The sequence below is a fragment of the Alteribacter natronophilus genome (assembly GCF_006007885.1).
GTDB lineage: Bacteria > Bacillota > Bacilli > Bacillales > Salisediminibacteriaceae > Alteribacter > Alteribacter natronophilus.
On record NZ_VCRO01000004.1, the window covers coordinates 406,391 to 422,094 of the forward strand.

Sequence of the window (15,704 nt, forward strand, 5' to 3'; positions counted from 1 at the left end):
TACAAGTTGACAGGGCGTCAGTAAGCTGTCAACTTGTAACTTATCATGCGAATTTCCAGTTTTTTTAACACCATTTTAGCCAGTTGAAATGATAAACCTGGAGATATTGACGATAAACAACTAATTTGACGGGCGTAACGGGCATCCCAGTCTATTAAAGCTTTCAAAGCGTTCGCCCTGGGCTACTCGTGCCGCCTGATCGCCATCCCAGGCAGTTTGGAATTCCTCGATTACTTCTTCTGGGGTCAGTGGATAGTTAATGTCAGGATGAGAGGCATTTAACAGAGCTGCCACTGCCTGACGAATTAAATTGTTTGTGTTGGGAGGGTTTCCACCGCCGAGAAGTCTCACTGACTGAAACAATGTACGGCTCGGGACGCTGGCCACTCTGCCAAACACATCATTAAACAGATCAGTAGGATTATATGGAGTCGGCACCCAGTTTGATAAGTTGTTGGGATTTCTCCAGAATCCTATTGTACAACCTTGTAATTGACCCATGCTGATTCCTCCTTTCTGAGTTGATAGTGCATTCTATTCCTCGAGATACAAATAAGAGTAAACGGATATCATTTGGTGTACATAAATAGGCGCTTACTATCATATACAGTTCGTCTAATAGTGACAGTCAGGGAGTGGATAAAAAACCCCTGCCTCAGGCAAGGGCATTTAACTATTATTATGCTACTGGTTCTTCGGAAGTAATTTCAATGGTTACATCGGTCAGACCCAAGGCTTCTATATCAATAACTACAGTTTCATTTACAACGGGGCAGGCAATCCCGGTTACCGGTACACCAAGAATAACCAGATTTAACTCTCCTGCAGCATCTAATGCAAATGGTCGAGCAATAAAAATGTCTATAGGACCTACTTCTACTCCGCCAATGGCAGTAATCCTTGCAGAAACTTCACAGAATAAAGGTTCAAAAGCACCCATTTCTTCCCTCCTCTCTTACTTTATACTTCATAGTATTTTTTAGAGGAAGATGTGCTTGTATTAATTGACCATAGGAAAAGCACATTTTAAAAAAGTAGACCTTCTAAAGCAGCCTGAAGGAAAGAGGTAATGCCAATCTAAGTACTTTCCGTTTCGCCCTTTGTCTCTTATTTTATAGAATGATTTATGTTTTCACACAGGCAGAATACGTCCACCCCCATATGCTGATAGTATAACTTTCAGATTATGGGGAGATGTCGTATGATAGGAGTCTTAGTGAGCAGAAAGATGTTTCACAGGGTAATTACAGGTACATCCGGGATTGAGAAAGCTGTGCACTACCAGCGCTTTGCGAATGAATATAAAATACCAGTAGTCATTTATTATTTGTGTGATGAACTTTTCAGCGGGGAGCGTGTTAACGGCTTCGTATTCTCACCTGATAAGAAGCCAAAGCAGATAAAAGTAAAAGCCCCCGCTCACACTTTCTGCCGAATGGTTGTTGGAAGAAAGTCCAAAAGAAAACTAAAGCGGCTGATGAAAAGGACCAATAAAATATTTTATCAGCTTCAATCTGGCAGAGATAGAAATAAGTGGCGCCACATCACGGCCTTGACAGAAAATTTAACTACCGCGGTTCACGTCCCCGAAACAAAAAGGCTTACTCCAGACTCAGCGGTGGAGTTGATTAAAAAGTATGGGGAAGTGATTATAAAACCAATAAGAGGACGTCTTAGCAGAAAAGTCATTATGATAAAAAGAGACGGCTCAAACTATACTATTAAATCCAAAATAGATCAGAAGTTAAATATACAAACTGTTACAGCAGCAGAGCTGAAAAACTATATAGCTGGTATGGCGGTAAGAAAATACATTGTGCAGCAAAAAGTTAAGGCGGCCAAGGTGGGGGACAGCATTACAGAGGTTAGAATAAGCACCCAGAAGAAAAACTCCGGCGAATGGGGAGTCACGGCTAAATCACTGTGGATATCGGAAAAAAACGATTTCCTAACAAAGTTTTCAAGTGGTTCCCAGTGTGTACATTTTAATTCGAAGTACTTTAAAAGTGCTGACGTGGAAGCAGCAGTTGACCGAACGAGTAAAGAACTGGCAAAGCAGCTCGCAAAGAAGATTTCGGCAATTGATTTAGGATTTGATTTAATGATTGATGATGCAGGCAAGGTATGGTTTATTGAAGCCAACTTACTGGATATGAAGAGAACTTACATGTGGGCGGGTCAGGATGAGGATTGGTACCAGACTGTAACACAACCGCTTCGTTACATTTCAGGGAAAATGAAGGGATAACTAGTCATAGAGGATGACTCTTAATGGAGATATGATAGATATTCTCTGTTACGAGTTGTCCTCGCTTTTTTTGTATGTCTTGTTTGGCTAATTTTGTGCTGGTGAGAGTTGAACATACTGAAACAAAACCTCGTATCTGAATATGATAAAACTGGCACTGGTTTTCAGGTCTTTACTAAGGAAGCTGTCGATACAGATATGAGTTTTTTTGGAGGAAGGTTGTACATTCAAATAAACTAAATCAAACATTTTATAAAACTTATCAGATTATCAGTACACCTTTAAATGTTACAATGGCATTATTGACTATTATTTAAGGATGTGAGTTAAATGAAGCCCGGCTATCAGGAAACCTATGCAGATTATTTCAGCCAGCGTCAGGAAGAGTTTCAGGAGACATTGCTAAGTGATGCAGCCCAGGTTCGGGATAAAGTTAATGAAGTCCTATTAGTTGGAAATATTGATTTACTAGATAATGCCCACAAACTGGTTATGTATGCTCTTACAGGAGAAGACGGGGAGCCACTGTCTTCCTTTGCGGAAAAAGAGGGAGTTGCCTGGGCACAGCACGAGCTGACTCTTTCGTTTAAACTGGAATGGGTTCAGACAATCCGCAGGACGATGTGGCGGTTTCTTGAGACCTTTCAGGAAGCGGAAGGGAACAGCAGTATTTCGTTCTTTGAACTTGAGAGACAGGTGAATGATATCATTGATCAGTTTCTTAACGGATTCTTTTTAAGCTACTCGCGGTATAAGGACGCCTTGCTGGAAGCCCAGCAGAAGATGGTTGAAAACCTGAGTGCGCCGATCATCCCGCTCAGTAAAGCAGTATGTGTGCTCCCGCTTATCGGAGAGCTGGATGAAAAAAGAGTGGCAGCCATCGAGAAAAAAATACTGCCTGAAATCAATCGCCTGCAGATGGAAACACTCATTATTGATTTTTCGGGGATTGCAAATATAGACAGCCCAAGTATGAATCGCGTTATGACAACGATCAACGGCACCTACATGATGGGATGCGAATGTGTCATTACAGGGATGCGCCCTGAAATTGTACTCACTCTAACAAAAGAGGGACTCACTTTTGATTCCAAGATCATTACGAAGGGGTCGCTTGAGCAGACGGTGAATGATTACCTGATCGTAAATGACACAGACATGCCTGCAGAAAGCAGTTGAAAGGGATCGTCGTTCCGCCTGCAATTAAGTGAAAATCAGACACCTCCTTTGTGACTGTATGTCACGCTGGAGGTGTCTTTTTTATGCTGCTATGCTGCAGATTCAGAATTTCCTCTTTCATCGAGCTCATCCTTCAGGTACTGACTGCCGGCGAGAGCGAAAACGAGGCCGAGGGTGAAGACGTAGAAACCATACTGCAGGGCAGCGAGACCCTCGTTGGCTGCTGTATTCATAAACATGATCAGGGCTGCTGCCGTACAGAGAATCATGGGAATGGCAACAAGCGTAACCGTCGTTTTTTCCGGACTGTGAAAGACCGAGAAGAGCGGGTAAACCAGGGCAAATAATAGTAAAAGTGCAAAAATGGATTTTTCACCTGCTGCAAGAATGCTGTAAATGGAAGCGTCCCCTGTCCATGGTAAAAAGACACCAAGGGTACACAGAACGGTTCCGGCTGACATCATCAGTTTCGATCTTCCTGCATTCATTTCTCCAACTCCCCCTCAGGATGTTATAAGAAAGAACGGGCTCAGGGCCCATCCCACCCATATACGTTTATGCCCGGCAGAAGGGGTTTAGACCAAGTGATTCCCGGCTTAGGAGAATAGGGTTCCGAAGGTATGAGGTGCAGAGTCACTGGTTTCGTGAAATTAACATCACAGTTTATATAGAAGGAATTTTGAAGAATTGAGGTAATTATGTCCCTGTCAGAGCCGGTAAATATTATAAAAAGTGTTGAACGGGCACGATATCGGGAAAGGAAACATACCGGTAAAAGACATCGGTTATAGATGGGAAGATTGCCGGGGGGCTACGGCACTGGACTCTTTGGTTTTTTTATCGTAAAGTAATGCATGGCAAAGGACAGCGACTATCGAATGGAGCGAACGGGATGACGATGAATATGACGGAAAACGAAATACAGCTTGCGATCATCCAGACCCTCCAGGAAGGGAAGAAGCGGGCCTTCCAGGAGATCATGGATGAACTTCAGCCGTACGATATGTACTGGCAGTATAATGAACTGCCGCGAAAACATAAACATAAATATTTGTCCTACCTTTCACTAAGGCAGCTGACGGAGCTCATGAACGAGCTGGACCTCGATGGTCGTCAAGATGTGCTTCAGAAACTTGGTGTAGAGCGTTCCACCAAGGTGCTCGACCTGATGGAAAACGACGAGCTGGCCTCGTTTTTATCGGAGCTCGACGAGGACAAAATGGAGGAACTTCTCTATGAAATGAAGGACGAGGAGTCGGAAGTCGTCCAGAGTCTCCTTGAATACCCGGCGGAGACGGCCGGGCGGATCATGAACAACCGGTACGTGTGGATCGAAAAGCACTACACAATCGGCGATGCGGTGGAAAAACTCAAGGATTTCGTGGAGTACGCCGAATACTTAAACTACCTGTACGTGATCGATGAAGAGAAAAAGCTTGTGGGTGTCGTTTCCTATCGGGATCTCCTTTTGGGCGACGCCACTGATAAAATTGAAGACGTGATGTACAGCCGCGTTGTGAAAGTGGACGTGAACACCGACCAGGAGGAAGCGGCAAAGATCATCAGCCGGTACGACTTCGTCTCCCTGCCTGTTATTGAAGAGGATGAGACGCTGGCCGGAGTGATAACGGTCGATGACCTCATTGACGTTGTAATTCAGGAAGCGAACGAGGATATTGAAAAGCTGTCCGCATCGGGTAAGGATATCGATTTCAACACAAAGGCCTTCACCGCGGCATTCCGCCGTCTGCCGTGGCTGGTGATTCTCCTGTTTGTGGGACTCGTGTCAGGGGGGATTATCAGCGGCTTTGAAGAGACTCTCGACGCGGTAGTCGCGCTGGCCTTTTTCATGCCAATGATCGCCGGGATGACAGGAAATACGGGGACCCAGTCGCTTGCTGTTGTAGTGCGGGGGCTGGTGTCCGAAGATCTGACCCTTTCCCAGGTGGTGCGACTCATTTTCCGGGAGCTGCGGGTCGGAATCCTGATCGGGATTGCCTGCGGGATTCTCATCACAATCATCGCCTACTTCTGGCAGGGCGACATGACGCTCGGGCTCGTCGTCGGAAGCTCTCTGCTCCTTACGCTCATCATCGGTACGCTTGCCGGAACGATTATCCCGCTCATCCTGTATAAACTGAAAGCCGACCCGGCAATTGCCTCCGGGCCGCTCATTACAACAATTAACGATATTCTGTCGCTGCTGATTTACTTTGGTATTGCGACAGCGTTCCTCGTAAACCTTACGTAAAACCGCGCAATAGAACAGTGAAAAAGCATGGAGTTAGTTTCCATGCTTTTTTTACGTGGCAGATCCAGACTGGATCTCTTATGTATACTTCGAATTAGAATATCTTCAGTTTTCCTTCTGTCCCCCATGGTCGATAAAATAACGGTCCTTCCGGTAAGCTACTGCCTCCATTGTGGCAATCCGGTCTTCCTCATGAAAAACTTCAATCCGGTAGAAGCCGGTGCGGAAGTTTCTGGTCGTCTCGGTGGCCCTGGCTGTTATCCGGTGTGCCGGGAGAGCGGCTTTCATGAACTGAATCGTGGTGGAAAGGCCCACGGATGTCCTGCCGTACGCATTGCAGGCAACGGAAAAAACGTGATCGGCAAGCGCATAAATGACAGCCCCGTGAACCGTACCGTGGGCATTTACCATATGTTCCTGCACGGTGAGAGAAGCCTCGGCAAAGCCTGCCTCAAACGCCGTTAACTCAATCCCGAGCGATGCTGCATACGGATCGTTTTTCACCTGCTGTAAAATCTCCTCGCGATGCTTTTCGAAAATCTGATTCTCATCGATTTTCTTTTTCATCGGAATCACCCCACTTTGATTTATCGAAATATTACTACAATTACACAACAGATCACAGCACACGTCAAACGCCAAATTAGAGTGGGACGGTCCCCTCATTTCAAAAGGTTGTACACATAAATTTCCTCATCGAACTCAGGGTCTATCAGGCCTGTATCTTTAAAGCCGTGTTTCCTGTAAAAATGTTTGGCAGCATCATTGTTTTTGGTGACACTGAGTACCAGTTCATCCACGTCGTATTGACGAAGGACAAACTCTTTCGTTTTTTCCAGAAAAACACCACCCAGCCCTTTACCCTGAAAACGGCGGTCGATCATGAAGCGGTCGAGCCATACATAACGCTCCTCCCTGTTTTCTGCTCCGATCATCATAAAGCCCACTGCCGTCTCACCATTAAATAATCCAAAACATGACCAGTCGTTTTTTGTGTCGTAAAACGACTCCAGGAGAGAGATTTCGTTCGGTTCGATGAACGGTTCCTGGCTTTTTTCTGCTCTTAAGGCAATGACATAGCGCCAGTTTGATGAGTCGACGAGTAGTATCCTGAATGTTCCCATAACTTACTCCTCCTTTACCAGAAATTTATTAAATTTAACTATTTTTTACAGCAATATCAACCTTACTGAAGACAAAAAAGGCTAAGCAATTACGATACGTGGGTGGGAAGCGTATTCCATGCTACTGTTTGTTTTCCATTTGTTCGTTAAGCGAATGATAAAAATCCCTTAAAATGGGGGGAATGCCCACAACCAACTCACTTCTTAATAATACATTACTTATAAAGCAGGAATTAAAGGGTGTGAGGTAGGCAGTGGATAAAACTAGTGGTTATTTGGGGGTTTTGCTCTCGAGAAAAGCTTGGAAATTGATGGTTAAAAACAGCCCTCATTACCGGATAGCAATGTTGGCAAAAGCTAATGAGAATGTTAATCTTAATCTGTTTTTTTTCGAAATGAAGCAAGTTGATAAAGAAAATGAAAAAATCAGAGGATATTATTTTGATCATAAAACAGGGGCATTTAAAACAGGTGTTTTTCCTTATCCTGATTTATTGTACAGGAGAGGTGGACCGACAAATGATTTAAGAAAGAGCTACAGGAGATTCCTTCGGCAGTGTCAGGATAAAGGTACAATTATGTTAAATCCAGGATCCTTGGGAAATTGGGCTGTTTACGATTGTTTCATGAAGGAGGAAACCTTAAAGCCTTATCTTGTGGAGACGATTCTGTACAAACGTCCTAAAGATCTATTTACTATGCTAAAAAAACACCCCACTCTTTACCTGAAAGGTGTGAATGGCCGGAAAGGTGAGCAGGTTATGAAGGTTAATTCCCGGTCGAGTAAACGCTTTACCTGTAAACGTTTCGACCATAGGAATAACAAGGTTTACTGCAAAAAGAATTTAAAACCAAGGGGTTTACTTTCAATCATTAATGATTTTTTTGGCGATAAAGAATTTATGGTTCAAGAAGGGATTAACCTTTTGGAGTTTGATGGTAGAAGAGTGGATTTAAGGGCTGAAATGCAAAGAAATAAAAAAGAAGATATTGTAATCAGTGGCATAAGCGCAAGAATGAGTCAGAGAAATTCACCCATTACTATTCACTCAGATGCTTACTCTTTAAACGAGTTCTTCGATTTACTGGAAATATCCGAGACGGAAAAAAAACTGCTTGAAAAAAGGATTGTGGAATTCCTGTACGCGGTATATGAATGTACTGAACGTAAGTTTGGTACTTTCGCGGAGATTGGAATTGATTTTGCCCTCACTAAAGATTTGCAGATTAAATTTATTGAATGTAATTCACAGAGTGCAAAGGTCTCTCTGTACAAAGCATTTGGTAAAAAGAAGTTGCATGAAGCAATGGAAAACATACTGTCGTACGGTAAATATTTATATCAGAAAGAAACCGAAGAGCAACATAGTGACTTTTCAAATAAAGAACAGCCCGCCAGTGTGAAATCCTAATTAATGCAGTTGTAGAAAAAAATGGTGGGAAGCTATGCTGATTTGATGCCATGACGGAAAATGGATCACTCAATCTTTTTTCTGAAATACAGGGCTGCAATCCATAATAAAACATAAAGGCCGGCTCCCATGGAGGACCGGCCTTTATTTGCCGCATAAGAAACTTCCACATCTCAATTTACCTCCCGGCTGACTACGGCTACAAAAGGGGAGGCTTCTTCGGAGGCGCTTCCTTTTTTGGCGTTTAATTTTCTCCCTCCAAAGCGCAGCTCCTGTTTGATTAGAGATACCAGACTGTGGTAAACCTAAAGCACACGACTAAACTGCAAAGGAGCGCCTATGACTCATAATCAGAACACAAACGTACACGACGAAACCGGCTGGAACTTTGACAATTCCTATCGCAGGCTTCCGGATGCATTTTTTGCCGAAGTGGAGCCGATTCCTGTGCCTCATCCTGAGGACGTCACTTTTAATCGGACACTCGCGGAGTCTCTCGGCCTGAACCCGGACAAGCTGGCCGGCATGGAAGGCGCCGCCACCTTCGCGGGAAACTACCTTCCTCTCGGTGCCGAGCCGATCGCCCAGGCCTATGCGGGACACCAGTTCGGCAATTTTACGATGCTCGGGGACGGCCGTGCAGTCCTTCTCGGTGAACAGATCACTCCCGATGGCAGACGGGTGGACATTCAGCTGAAAGGCTCCGGCCGCACGCCGTTTTCCCGTGGAGGCGACGGACGTGCAGCCCTTGGGCCGATGATTCGGGAACACATTATCAGTGAGGCGATGCACGCCCTGAACATCCCCACGTCCCGGAGCCTCTCCGTCGTTACGACAGGCGAAGGCGTGCAGCGGGAGATCGAATTTCCCGGAGCGGTTCTCACCCGCGTCGCGTCAAGCCATCTCCGTTTCGGCACGTTTCAGTACGCAGCCAAGTGGGGCGGGTACGACAACCTGAAGGCGCTCGCCAATTACGCCATCGAACGCCATTACCCGGAGGCGGCGGATGAGGACAATCCGTATCTCGCGCTTCTAGAAAAGGTCATAAAAACCCAGGCAGACACCGTCGCTAAATGGCAGCTCACCGGCTTCATCCACGGTGTCATGAACACCGACAACATGACTCTCAGCGGGGAGACGATCGACTACGGGCCGTGCGCGTTCATGAACACGTACGACCCGGCGACTGTATTCAGCTCCATCGACGTGCAGGGACGCTACGCATACGGCAACCAGCCCTACATTACCGGCTGGAACCTCGCCCGCTTCGCCGAAACGCTCATCCCCCTCATCAACGACGATCAGGAAAAAGCGGTCGAGCTGCTTCAGGAAAAAATGAAGCTCTTCAGCGAGCGGTACCAGCAGAACTGGCTCGATGGCATGCGGGCAAAGCTCGGCCTGTTTGACACCGAAGAAGGCGACGAAGCGCTCGTGGAGGAGCTCCTCACCGCCATGGAAAAAACGCACGTGGACTTTACTAATACGTTCCGTGCCCTTACTTATGGCACGTTTCTGGAAACGTCCTGCGGCCGCGAACTGAACGACTGGCATGACAAATGGCAGAGCCGGCTCAAGCGGGAAGGACGATCGGAAGAAGACGTGCGCCGGCGGATGGAAACGGCAAATCCAGCCGTGATCCCCCGCAACCACCGTGTTGAGGAAGCCCTTGAGGCGGCTGTCAGCAAAAGTGATTACACCGTCATGGAAAAACTGCTGGACGCACTCTCGGATCCGTACGACCATACAAAAGAATACGGCAGCTACACCGAGCCACCGGAATCCGAGCAGGGCTACCAGACATTCTGCGGGACGTAGTATCGAATAGCCATTTTACAAAACCAGCACCCGACTTCCTGTCAGGTGCTGGTTTTCCTGTTTTTAGGACGTGATTTTTTTCGGAATGGAGGAAAAAGGCTGTCTCCCATTGAATATGCTATTCTGCAGTGATAAAAAAACCTGGAGGAAGACCGCCATGACCACATTAACACTGAAAACAATTGACCGGACAAACTGGGAAGACGCCGTTCAGCTCAAGGTTCACGACGAACAGAAGCGTTTTGTCGCAAGCAATCTGTATTCTATCGCCCAGGCTCAGTTTCTGGACCGCTTCACTGCCAAAGGCATTTATCTCGGGGAGACGATGATCGGTTTTGCCCTGTACGGTATTGACGAGGACGATGACAACTACTGGATTTACCGCCTCATGATCGACGGGCAATATCAGGGGAATGCTCACGGTTATGAAGCCCTACGGATGATTGTAAAAGAAATGGAACAGGGAAATACCGACGGCCGGCCGTGCGTGATGCTCTCCTATGAACCGGAAAACCACGGAGCCAGGCACGTGTACGGCAAAGCCGGTTTCAAAGAAACAGAGATGGCCTCCTGGGGAGAGCAGATGGCGAGATATGATTTTGTGAAGTAAGGAGAGGAACACAGTGCCGGGAAGACGAATCGCAGAAGGAAACACAGCAGAAATCTATCAGACTGAAAACCGCGTAATCAAAGTATTCAAGCCCCATCTCCCGGAAACAGAAGCAGAAAAAGAGGCTCAAAAACAGAGGTTTGCCTTTGCTGCCGGTCTGCCGGTACCGGAAGTGATCGATGTTACGCCCCTTGAAGGAAGACCGGCTATCATCATGGCGCACGCACAGGGAAAAACGTTCGGTGACCTCTTCCTTGAAAACAGGGAAAGGGCCGAAGAGTTACTTGCGCTGTCCATCGACATTCAGCACACCGTCCACAGTCATTCGGCTGAGGGTCTGGAGTCCATGACCGGCAGGCTGAGGCGCCAGATCGAAGCAGCACATCCACTCAGTGAAAAACAGCGGACTCTCCTGCTTCGGAAACTGGAGGAGATGCCGGCCGGAGAAAGTCTCTGTCACGGCGACTTTCATCTTTTCAACCTGATTCAGGGGAAGCAGGAAGTCACCATTCTCGACTGGGTTGACGCAAGCTCAGGCAGCAGGGAGGCCGATATCTGCCGCACCTATCTTCTGTATCTCCAGTATTCCAAGGATCTGGCGGCGATGTATCTGCGTCTTTATGGTGAAGGAAAAGGAGTTTCCCGGGAGGCGGTTCTTGAGTGGCTGCCGATCCTTGCAGCTGCCAGGCTGTCCGAACATGTCCCGACAGAAAACGAAGACAAGCTGATACAGATCGTGCACAAGGCGTACCCGGAGTGAAGAGGGCGGGGCCACTATTAAGGCTTCAGTCCCGTTTTTCATTTGCAGAGAGTGAGCCGCGTCAGAAGAAGTCTGGCCTTAATAAGGTACAGGCTTTTTCAGCTTGCCCGTTATGTTTTCGTACGGAAGGCGCCAAGCCGGATTCTGCAAAGAAAAAATCTTCACTATGAATTTGTGAAAACATGCATTTGAAGAGAGGGTAAAGGGTATAAAAACCGAAGGAGAGCCTTTTATTACCTTATGGAGATGAACACAGGAGGCAATCATGAGTACAAATCAGGATCAATCGCAGAAAAAGTACGAGGAAAACGACTATGAAAATGACCGGAAAACGATGACTCTGGGCCTTGTTCCGGCTCCTGAGCTGCCCGAGGAAATCGTATCCAAAGTTGTGGATGATCTGCCTGACCTTCTCTCCAGATATGTGGATAAAAAAGTGAACTGGCAGGTCGAATCCGTCACCGATCCCCTTACAGGAATTGCAGGCAGTTCCGAAAGCATATTAGATGCGGCGGAGAACAGCAAGGTGCAGAAAGAGTGGGATATGGCTGTCTGTGTGACAGATCTACCAATCTTTCAAAACCGAATGCTTGTTGTCGCGGACGTGAGTGCAGAGAGAAATCTCGCGGTCATTTCCCTCCCGTCACTCGGTGCTGCTCCGATAAAACGGAGAGTCCGTGAAGCAATTATTCAGATGGCGAGTGAAATGTATCACGGCAGTTCCGATGAAGACCGGGAGCAGGAGGAAGAGCGGATGGAAAAGTCCGGCAGTGATGACGAGGTCAGCAAAAAAGGGACGAAACAACTGATGAGTACCCGTCTGACTGAGCTGGTTTCCCCGATTACAAGGAAAACCTATTCCGAATCCGGTGCCAAAGATGATGAAAATAGTGATATAGACGTCCGCTATCTTGTAAATTCAAGAGTAAGCGGAGGGCTCCGGCTGATTTTCGGTATGTTATATGCCAACAGGCCCTGGACGATTTTTCCCACTTTTAAGAGCGTGCTGGCAGTGGCGTTTGGGACCGGCGCCTATGCCCTCATTTTTCCGAGCCTCTGGATGCTCAGTGATGAGTACGGGCCTGCGAGATTTATTACTTTTATGGTTGTCGCCATCTCCGCCATGGTGACCTGGATTATTGTTGCCCACGAGTTATGGGAGAGTCCGGAAGATGAGGGATCCACCTTTATTGCCAGGCGTTATAATATCGCCACTGTGCTCACACTCCTGTCTGGGGTGCTGGTTTACTATGTGATTCTGTACCTTCTCTTCCTGGCTATGGTGTCACTCTTCGTTCCTCTCACTCTGATGCAGACGGAAATCGGCAGCGCCGTCAATGCAGGGAACTACTTCCTTCTCGCCTGGCTGGCAGCTTCTCTGGCCACTGTGGTCGGCGCTGTCGGCGCTGGACTTGAGAGTGAGGAAACGGTTCTGAAAACTACTTACGGCTACCGCCAGCGAAGAAGAAAAGAGGATGCAGAAGAACAGGAAAAGGGCAGTGACGAGTAATAGGCCCATTGGAATCATCCGTAAAAGAAAAGCGGAACCTCCTTTCCTGCGAGGTTCCGCTTTTTCCTTTGTTTCGAATGACCGGCGACGGGGGTCAGTCGTTCAGGATTTCGTACGCCTCCAGCTGCATCTCGTATATAAACGCCACAGGATAAGAAGAAAAAGAGCCCTCTGGATGAAGTATGCTCACCGTTTACGTTCCAACCATTGTTTTAGTGATGAACGCGACGGGAATAGAAGGGCTGTACACTTTTAACGGAAAAAACAGCTCAATGAAAAGGGTGATCTTCATGCGCAATCAGACGAAGCATTTTATTAACGGAGAATGGACCGATTCGACAGGTTCCGAAACGATTGACGTGATCAATCCGGCCACCGAGGAAGTGATGGGCACGATCAGCTCAGGCACGGAAGAAGATCTGGATAAAGCGGTTAAAGCTGCCCGTGCGGCATTCCCGTCTTTTTCCCGTTCCACAAAAGAAGAACGGATCCAGTGGCTTAAAAATATTGCAGAAGGCTATGAGGCAAGAAAAGATGAGCTGATCGAGGTTATGACCGATGAACTCGGGTCGCCTCTGTCTGTATCCGAAGAAGTGCACTTTGCTGCGGGACTCGGTCACTTCAGGCAGGCGGCTGAATGCCTTGAGGACTTTTCCTTCACTGAGGACCGGGACGGCCACACACTCATGAAAGAATCGATCGGTGTGAGCGGTCTCATTACGCCGTGGAATTTCCCGACTAACCAGACCTCGACTAAAATTGCCAGCGCCATTGCAGCAGGGAGCCCGGTGGTGCTGAAACCGGCCTCGAAGACGCCTTTTGCAGCGATGATTCTGGCGGAGATTATTGACGAAGCGGGTGTGCCAAAAGGGGCATTTAACCTGGTGAACGGCACCGGATCTGTAATCGGGAACGGCATCAGCTCCCACCCGGGAATTGACTTTGTCTCGTTTACCGGTTCCGGCGCCGTCGGTGAAAAAATCATGCAGAACGCCGCAGAGACGATCAAGAAAGTGGCCCTTGAGCTCGGCGGCAAGTCGCCTCTCATCGTCCTTGACGACGCTGATGTCAAAGAGGCGGCAAAAACCGCACTGTCCAGCATCATGACCAACACCGGACAGGTGTGTTCCGCAGGTACGAGAGTGTTTATCCCACAATCAATGAAAGAGGACTTTGAAAAAACGATCGTGGAAATGCTTGAGGAGTTCCCTGTAGGAGATCCCCGCAAGGAAGGCGTCGCCACCGGCCCGCTTGTGTCGGAGGATCAGTGGGAAACAGTCCAGTCCTATATTGAAAAAGGGGAAAAAGAAGCCACGGTGCTTGCCGGTGGTACCGGAAAGCCGGAGGGGCTTGAGACAGGCTACTTCGCAAGGCCGACCATTTTCACGGACGTATCCCACGATGCCGTGATCGCCCAGGAGGAAATCTTCGGACCGGTGACCACGCTGTTCACCTACGAAGATGTGGATCAGGCAATTGAGATGGCCAATGATACGATATACGGCCTCGCAGGCTACATCGTCGGAAACGATCCGGAAACGATCCGCCATGTTGCCTCGAACATCCGGGCTGGCCGGATTAAAATCAACAATGCCAAAACCGATTTTAACGGCCCGTTTGGCGGCTACAAGCAGTCCGGCATCGGCCGTGAATGGGGCGACTTCGGGATCGAGGAGTATCTCGAAATCAAATCCGTACACGGGCTGCCTTCGTCGTAACCAGGTCGATATGAATAACTGAATATCCTTTTTCAGGCCGCCGGGACACTGCTCCCGGCGGTTTTCTTGCTGGACTCACTCCCCCGGTCACGCCGCCTGCTGCACAGTCTCATGTTTCGCCCGTTCTGCCCGGTTTACAGCAATCACTCCCGCGATGGCAATGAGACCGCCTGCCGTCGGAACAAGTCCCGGCAGCTCCTGAAGCCAGATCCATGCCACAATGATCGCAATCGCCGGCTCAAGGTACATCGTGCTCGTCACTGTACCGGCGCTGCCTATGGAAAGGGCAACTGCCCAAGTCACATAGGCAACCGCAGCCGGGAAAATACCGGTAAACAGGGCGGCAAGGTGTGCTTCAGTAGTTGCCTGGCTAATGGAGGACGTGAGCCCGGGAGCAAAAACGAGCAGAGGAATCGTCCCGGCCCACGTGAGATAGGCGGTCAGTTCGATCGGATGATACCGCCTGAGGAGCGGTTTCTGAAACACAAAGAAAACAGACGTGGCAAGAGCGGCGATCAGCACGAACAGTGCGCCCGGAGAAGGAGTGAACATGGGGCCGTCCGCGCCGAGTGTAATAACCAGGATACCTGTAAATCCAATCCCCAGGCCGATCCACCCTGCCCGGGAAAGCTTTTCCTTCAGGAACGCCACTGCAAGCAGAGCTGTAAACACAGGCGCTGCTCCAATCAGCATGCCGGCCGTTCCTGCCGAAATCGTCTCCACACCAAAAGTGACACCTGCATGATAGACGCTGATACCAATGAAGCCGAGGGCAGCGATCTTAGGCAGATCTTTTCTCATTGGAAGCCGGAAATGCCGGCGGAAAAGAAGCGCGGCAATCAGAAACAGAGCAGAGGCAATCAGGTAGCGCACGAGGATCAGGTGCCCCGGTTCATATCCCCCCTGCAGGCTTGCCCGGATAGCCGCAAATGTGGATCCCCAGATTAAAACGGTAATCAGCGCCATCATCAGTGCTTTTTTATTCATGGAATCCCAACTCCTCTCCCTTTAAATCCAACCAGCAAAATGGTGCCGGTCTGTCTGATACATATTTTAATAGGGGTCTGGTACAATGTC

General features: G+C 48.1%; 15 protein-coding genes. 9 read left to right on the forward strand and 6 right to left on the reverse strand.

Going from position 1 to position 15,704, the window contains the following annotated elements; genetic code table 11:
* Positions 1-120 precede the first annotated feature (120 nt).
* Positions 121-501, reverse strand: a complete 381-nt coding sequence (locus FGB90_RS14940) for a hypothetical protein (protein ID WP_138811634.1) — start codon at positions 499-501, stop codon at positions 121-123.
* A gap of 178 nt (positions 502-679) precedes the next feature.
* Complete coding sequence (locus tag FGB90_RS14945; RefSeq protein ID WP_138811635.1) at positions 680-940, reverse strand: hypothetical protein; 261 nt, start codon at positions 938-940, stop codon at positions 680-682.
* Positions 941-1,216: 276 nt separating this feature from the next.
* Between FGB90_RS14945 and FGB90_RS14950 the strand changes: the two genes are divergently transcribed.
* Entirely contained in the window at positions 1,217-2,248 is a 1,032-nt protein-coding gene (locus tag FGB90_RS14950) for a YheC/YheD family protein (RefSeq protein ID WP_171051860.1), read from the forward strand.
* Between the two features lie 330 nt (positions 2,249-2,578).
* Positions 2,579-3,427 (forward strand): STAS domain-containing protein, encoded by an 849-nt coding sequence (locus FGB90_RS14955; protein WP_138811637.1) that lies wholly within the window; start codon positions 2,579-2,581, stop codon positions 3,425-3,427.
* 89 nt (positions 3,428-3,516) lie between these two features.
* On the opposite strand, the gene FGB90_RS14960 is transcribed toward FGB90_RS14955, so the two are convergent.
* Entirely contained in the window at positions 3,517-3,915 is a 399-nt protein-coding gene (locus FGB90_RS14960; protein ID WP_138811638.1) for a hypothetical protein, read from the reverse strand.
* Between the two features lie 404 nt (positions 3,916-4,319).
* On the opposite strand from FGB90_RS14960, the gene mgtE reads away from it, so the two are divergent.
* A complete protein-coding gene (mgtE, locus tag FGB90_RS14965; protein WP_138811639.1) occupies positions 4,320-5,678 on the forward strand; it encodes a magnesium transporter in 1,359 nt (452 codons plus the stop codon).
* Between the two features lie 105 nt (positions 5,679-5,783).
* On the opposite strand, the gene FGB90_RS14970 is transcribed toward mgtE, so the two are convergent.
* The gene (locus FGB90_RS14970) at positions 5,784-6,245 is read right to left on the reverse strand and encodes a PaaI family thioesterase (protein WP_138811640.1); all 462 of its coding nucleotides are present in this window, start codon (positions 6,243-6,245) and stop codon (positions 5,784-5,786) included.
* 95 nt (positions 6,246-6,340) lie between these two features.
* Positions 6,341-6,802 carry a GNAT family N-acetyltransferase gene (locus tag FGB90_RS14975; protein WP_138811641.1) on the reverse strand — a complete coding sequence of 154 codons (462 nt, stop codon included), beginning with the start codon at positions 6,800-6,802 and terminating at the stop codon, positions 6,341-6,343.
* Positions 6,803-7,056: 254 nt separating this feature from the next.
* On the opposite strand from FGB90_RS14975, the gene FGB90_RS14980 reads away from it, so the two are divergent.
* The 6 genes from FGB90_RS14980 (at position 7,057) to FGB90_RS15005 (ending at position 14,627) form a co-directional block, all read left to right on the forward strand.
* Positions 7,057-8,214, forward strand: coding sequence for a YheC/YheD family endospore coat-associated protein (locus FGB90_RS14980; RefSeq protein ID WP_138811642.1), 1,158 nt, complete (start codon positions 7,057-7,059; stop codon positions 8,212-8,214).
* 339 nt (positions 8,215-8,553) lie between these two features.
* Positions 8,554-10,029: a protein adenylyltransferase SelO gene (locus FGB90_RS14985; RefSeq protein WP_138811643.1), complete on the forward strand. Its 1,476-nt coding sequence runs from the start codon at positions 8,554-8,556 to the stop codon at positions 10,027-10,029.
* 157 nt (positions 10,030-10,186) lie between these two features.
* Positions 10,187-10,639, forward strand: a complete 453-nt coding sequence (locus tag FGB90_RS14990; RefSeq protein ID WP_138811644.1) for a GNAT family N-acetyltransferase — start codon at positions 10,187-10,189, stop codon at positions 10,637-10,639.
* A 13-nt stretch (positions 10,640-10,652) separates the two neighbouring features.
* Complete coding sequence (locus tag FGB90_RS14995; protein WP_138811645.1) at positions 10,653-11,399, forward strand: phosphotransferase family protein; 747 nt, start codon at positions 10,653-10,655, stop codon at positions 11,397-11,399.
* 265 nt (positions 11,400-11,664) lie between these two features.
* Positions 11,665-12,909, forward strand: coding sequence for a tripartite tricarboxylate transporter TctB family protein (locus FGB90_RS15000; protein WP_138811646.1), 1,245 nt, complete (start codon positions 11,665-11,667; stop codon positions 12,907-12,909).
* 290 nt (positions 12,910-13,199) lie between these two features.
* A complete protein-coding gene (locus FGB90_RS15005) occupies positions 13,200-14,627 on the forward strand; it encodes an aldehyde dehydrogenase family protein (protein WP_138811691.1) in 1,428 nt (475 codons plus the stop codon).
* A gap of 87 nt (positions 14,628-14,714) precedes the next feature.
* Here FGB90_RS15005 and FGB90_RS15010 read toward each other — a convergent pair whose 3' ends face one another.
* Positions 14,715-15,614 carry a DMT family transporter gene (locus tag FGB90_RS15010; protein WP_138811647.1) on the reverse strand — a complete coding sequence of 300 codons (900 nt, stop codon included), beginning with the start codon at positions 15,612-15,614 and terminating at the stop codon, positions 14,715-14,717.
* Positions 15,615-15,704: the final 90 nt, after the last annotated feature.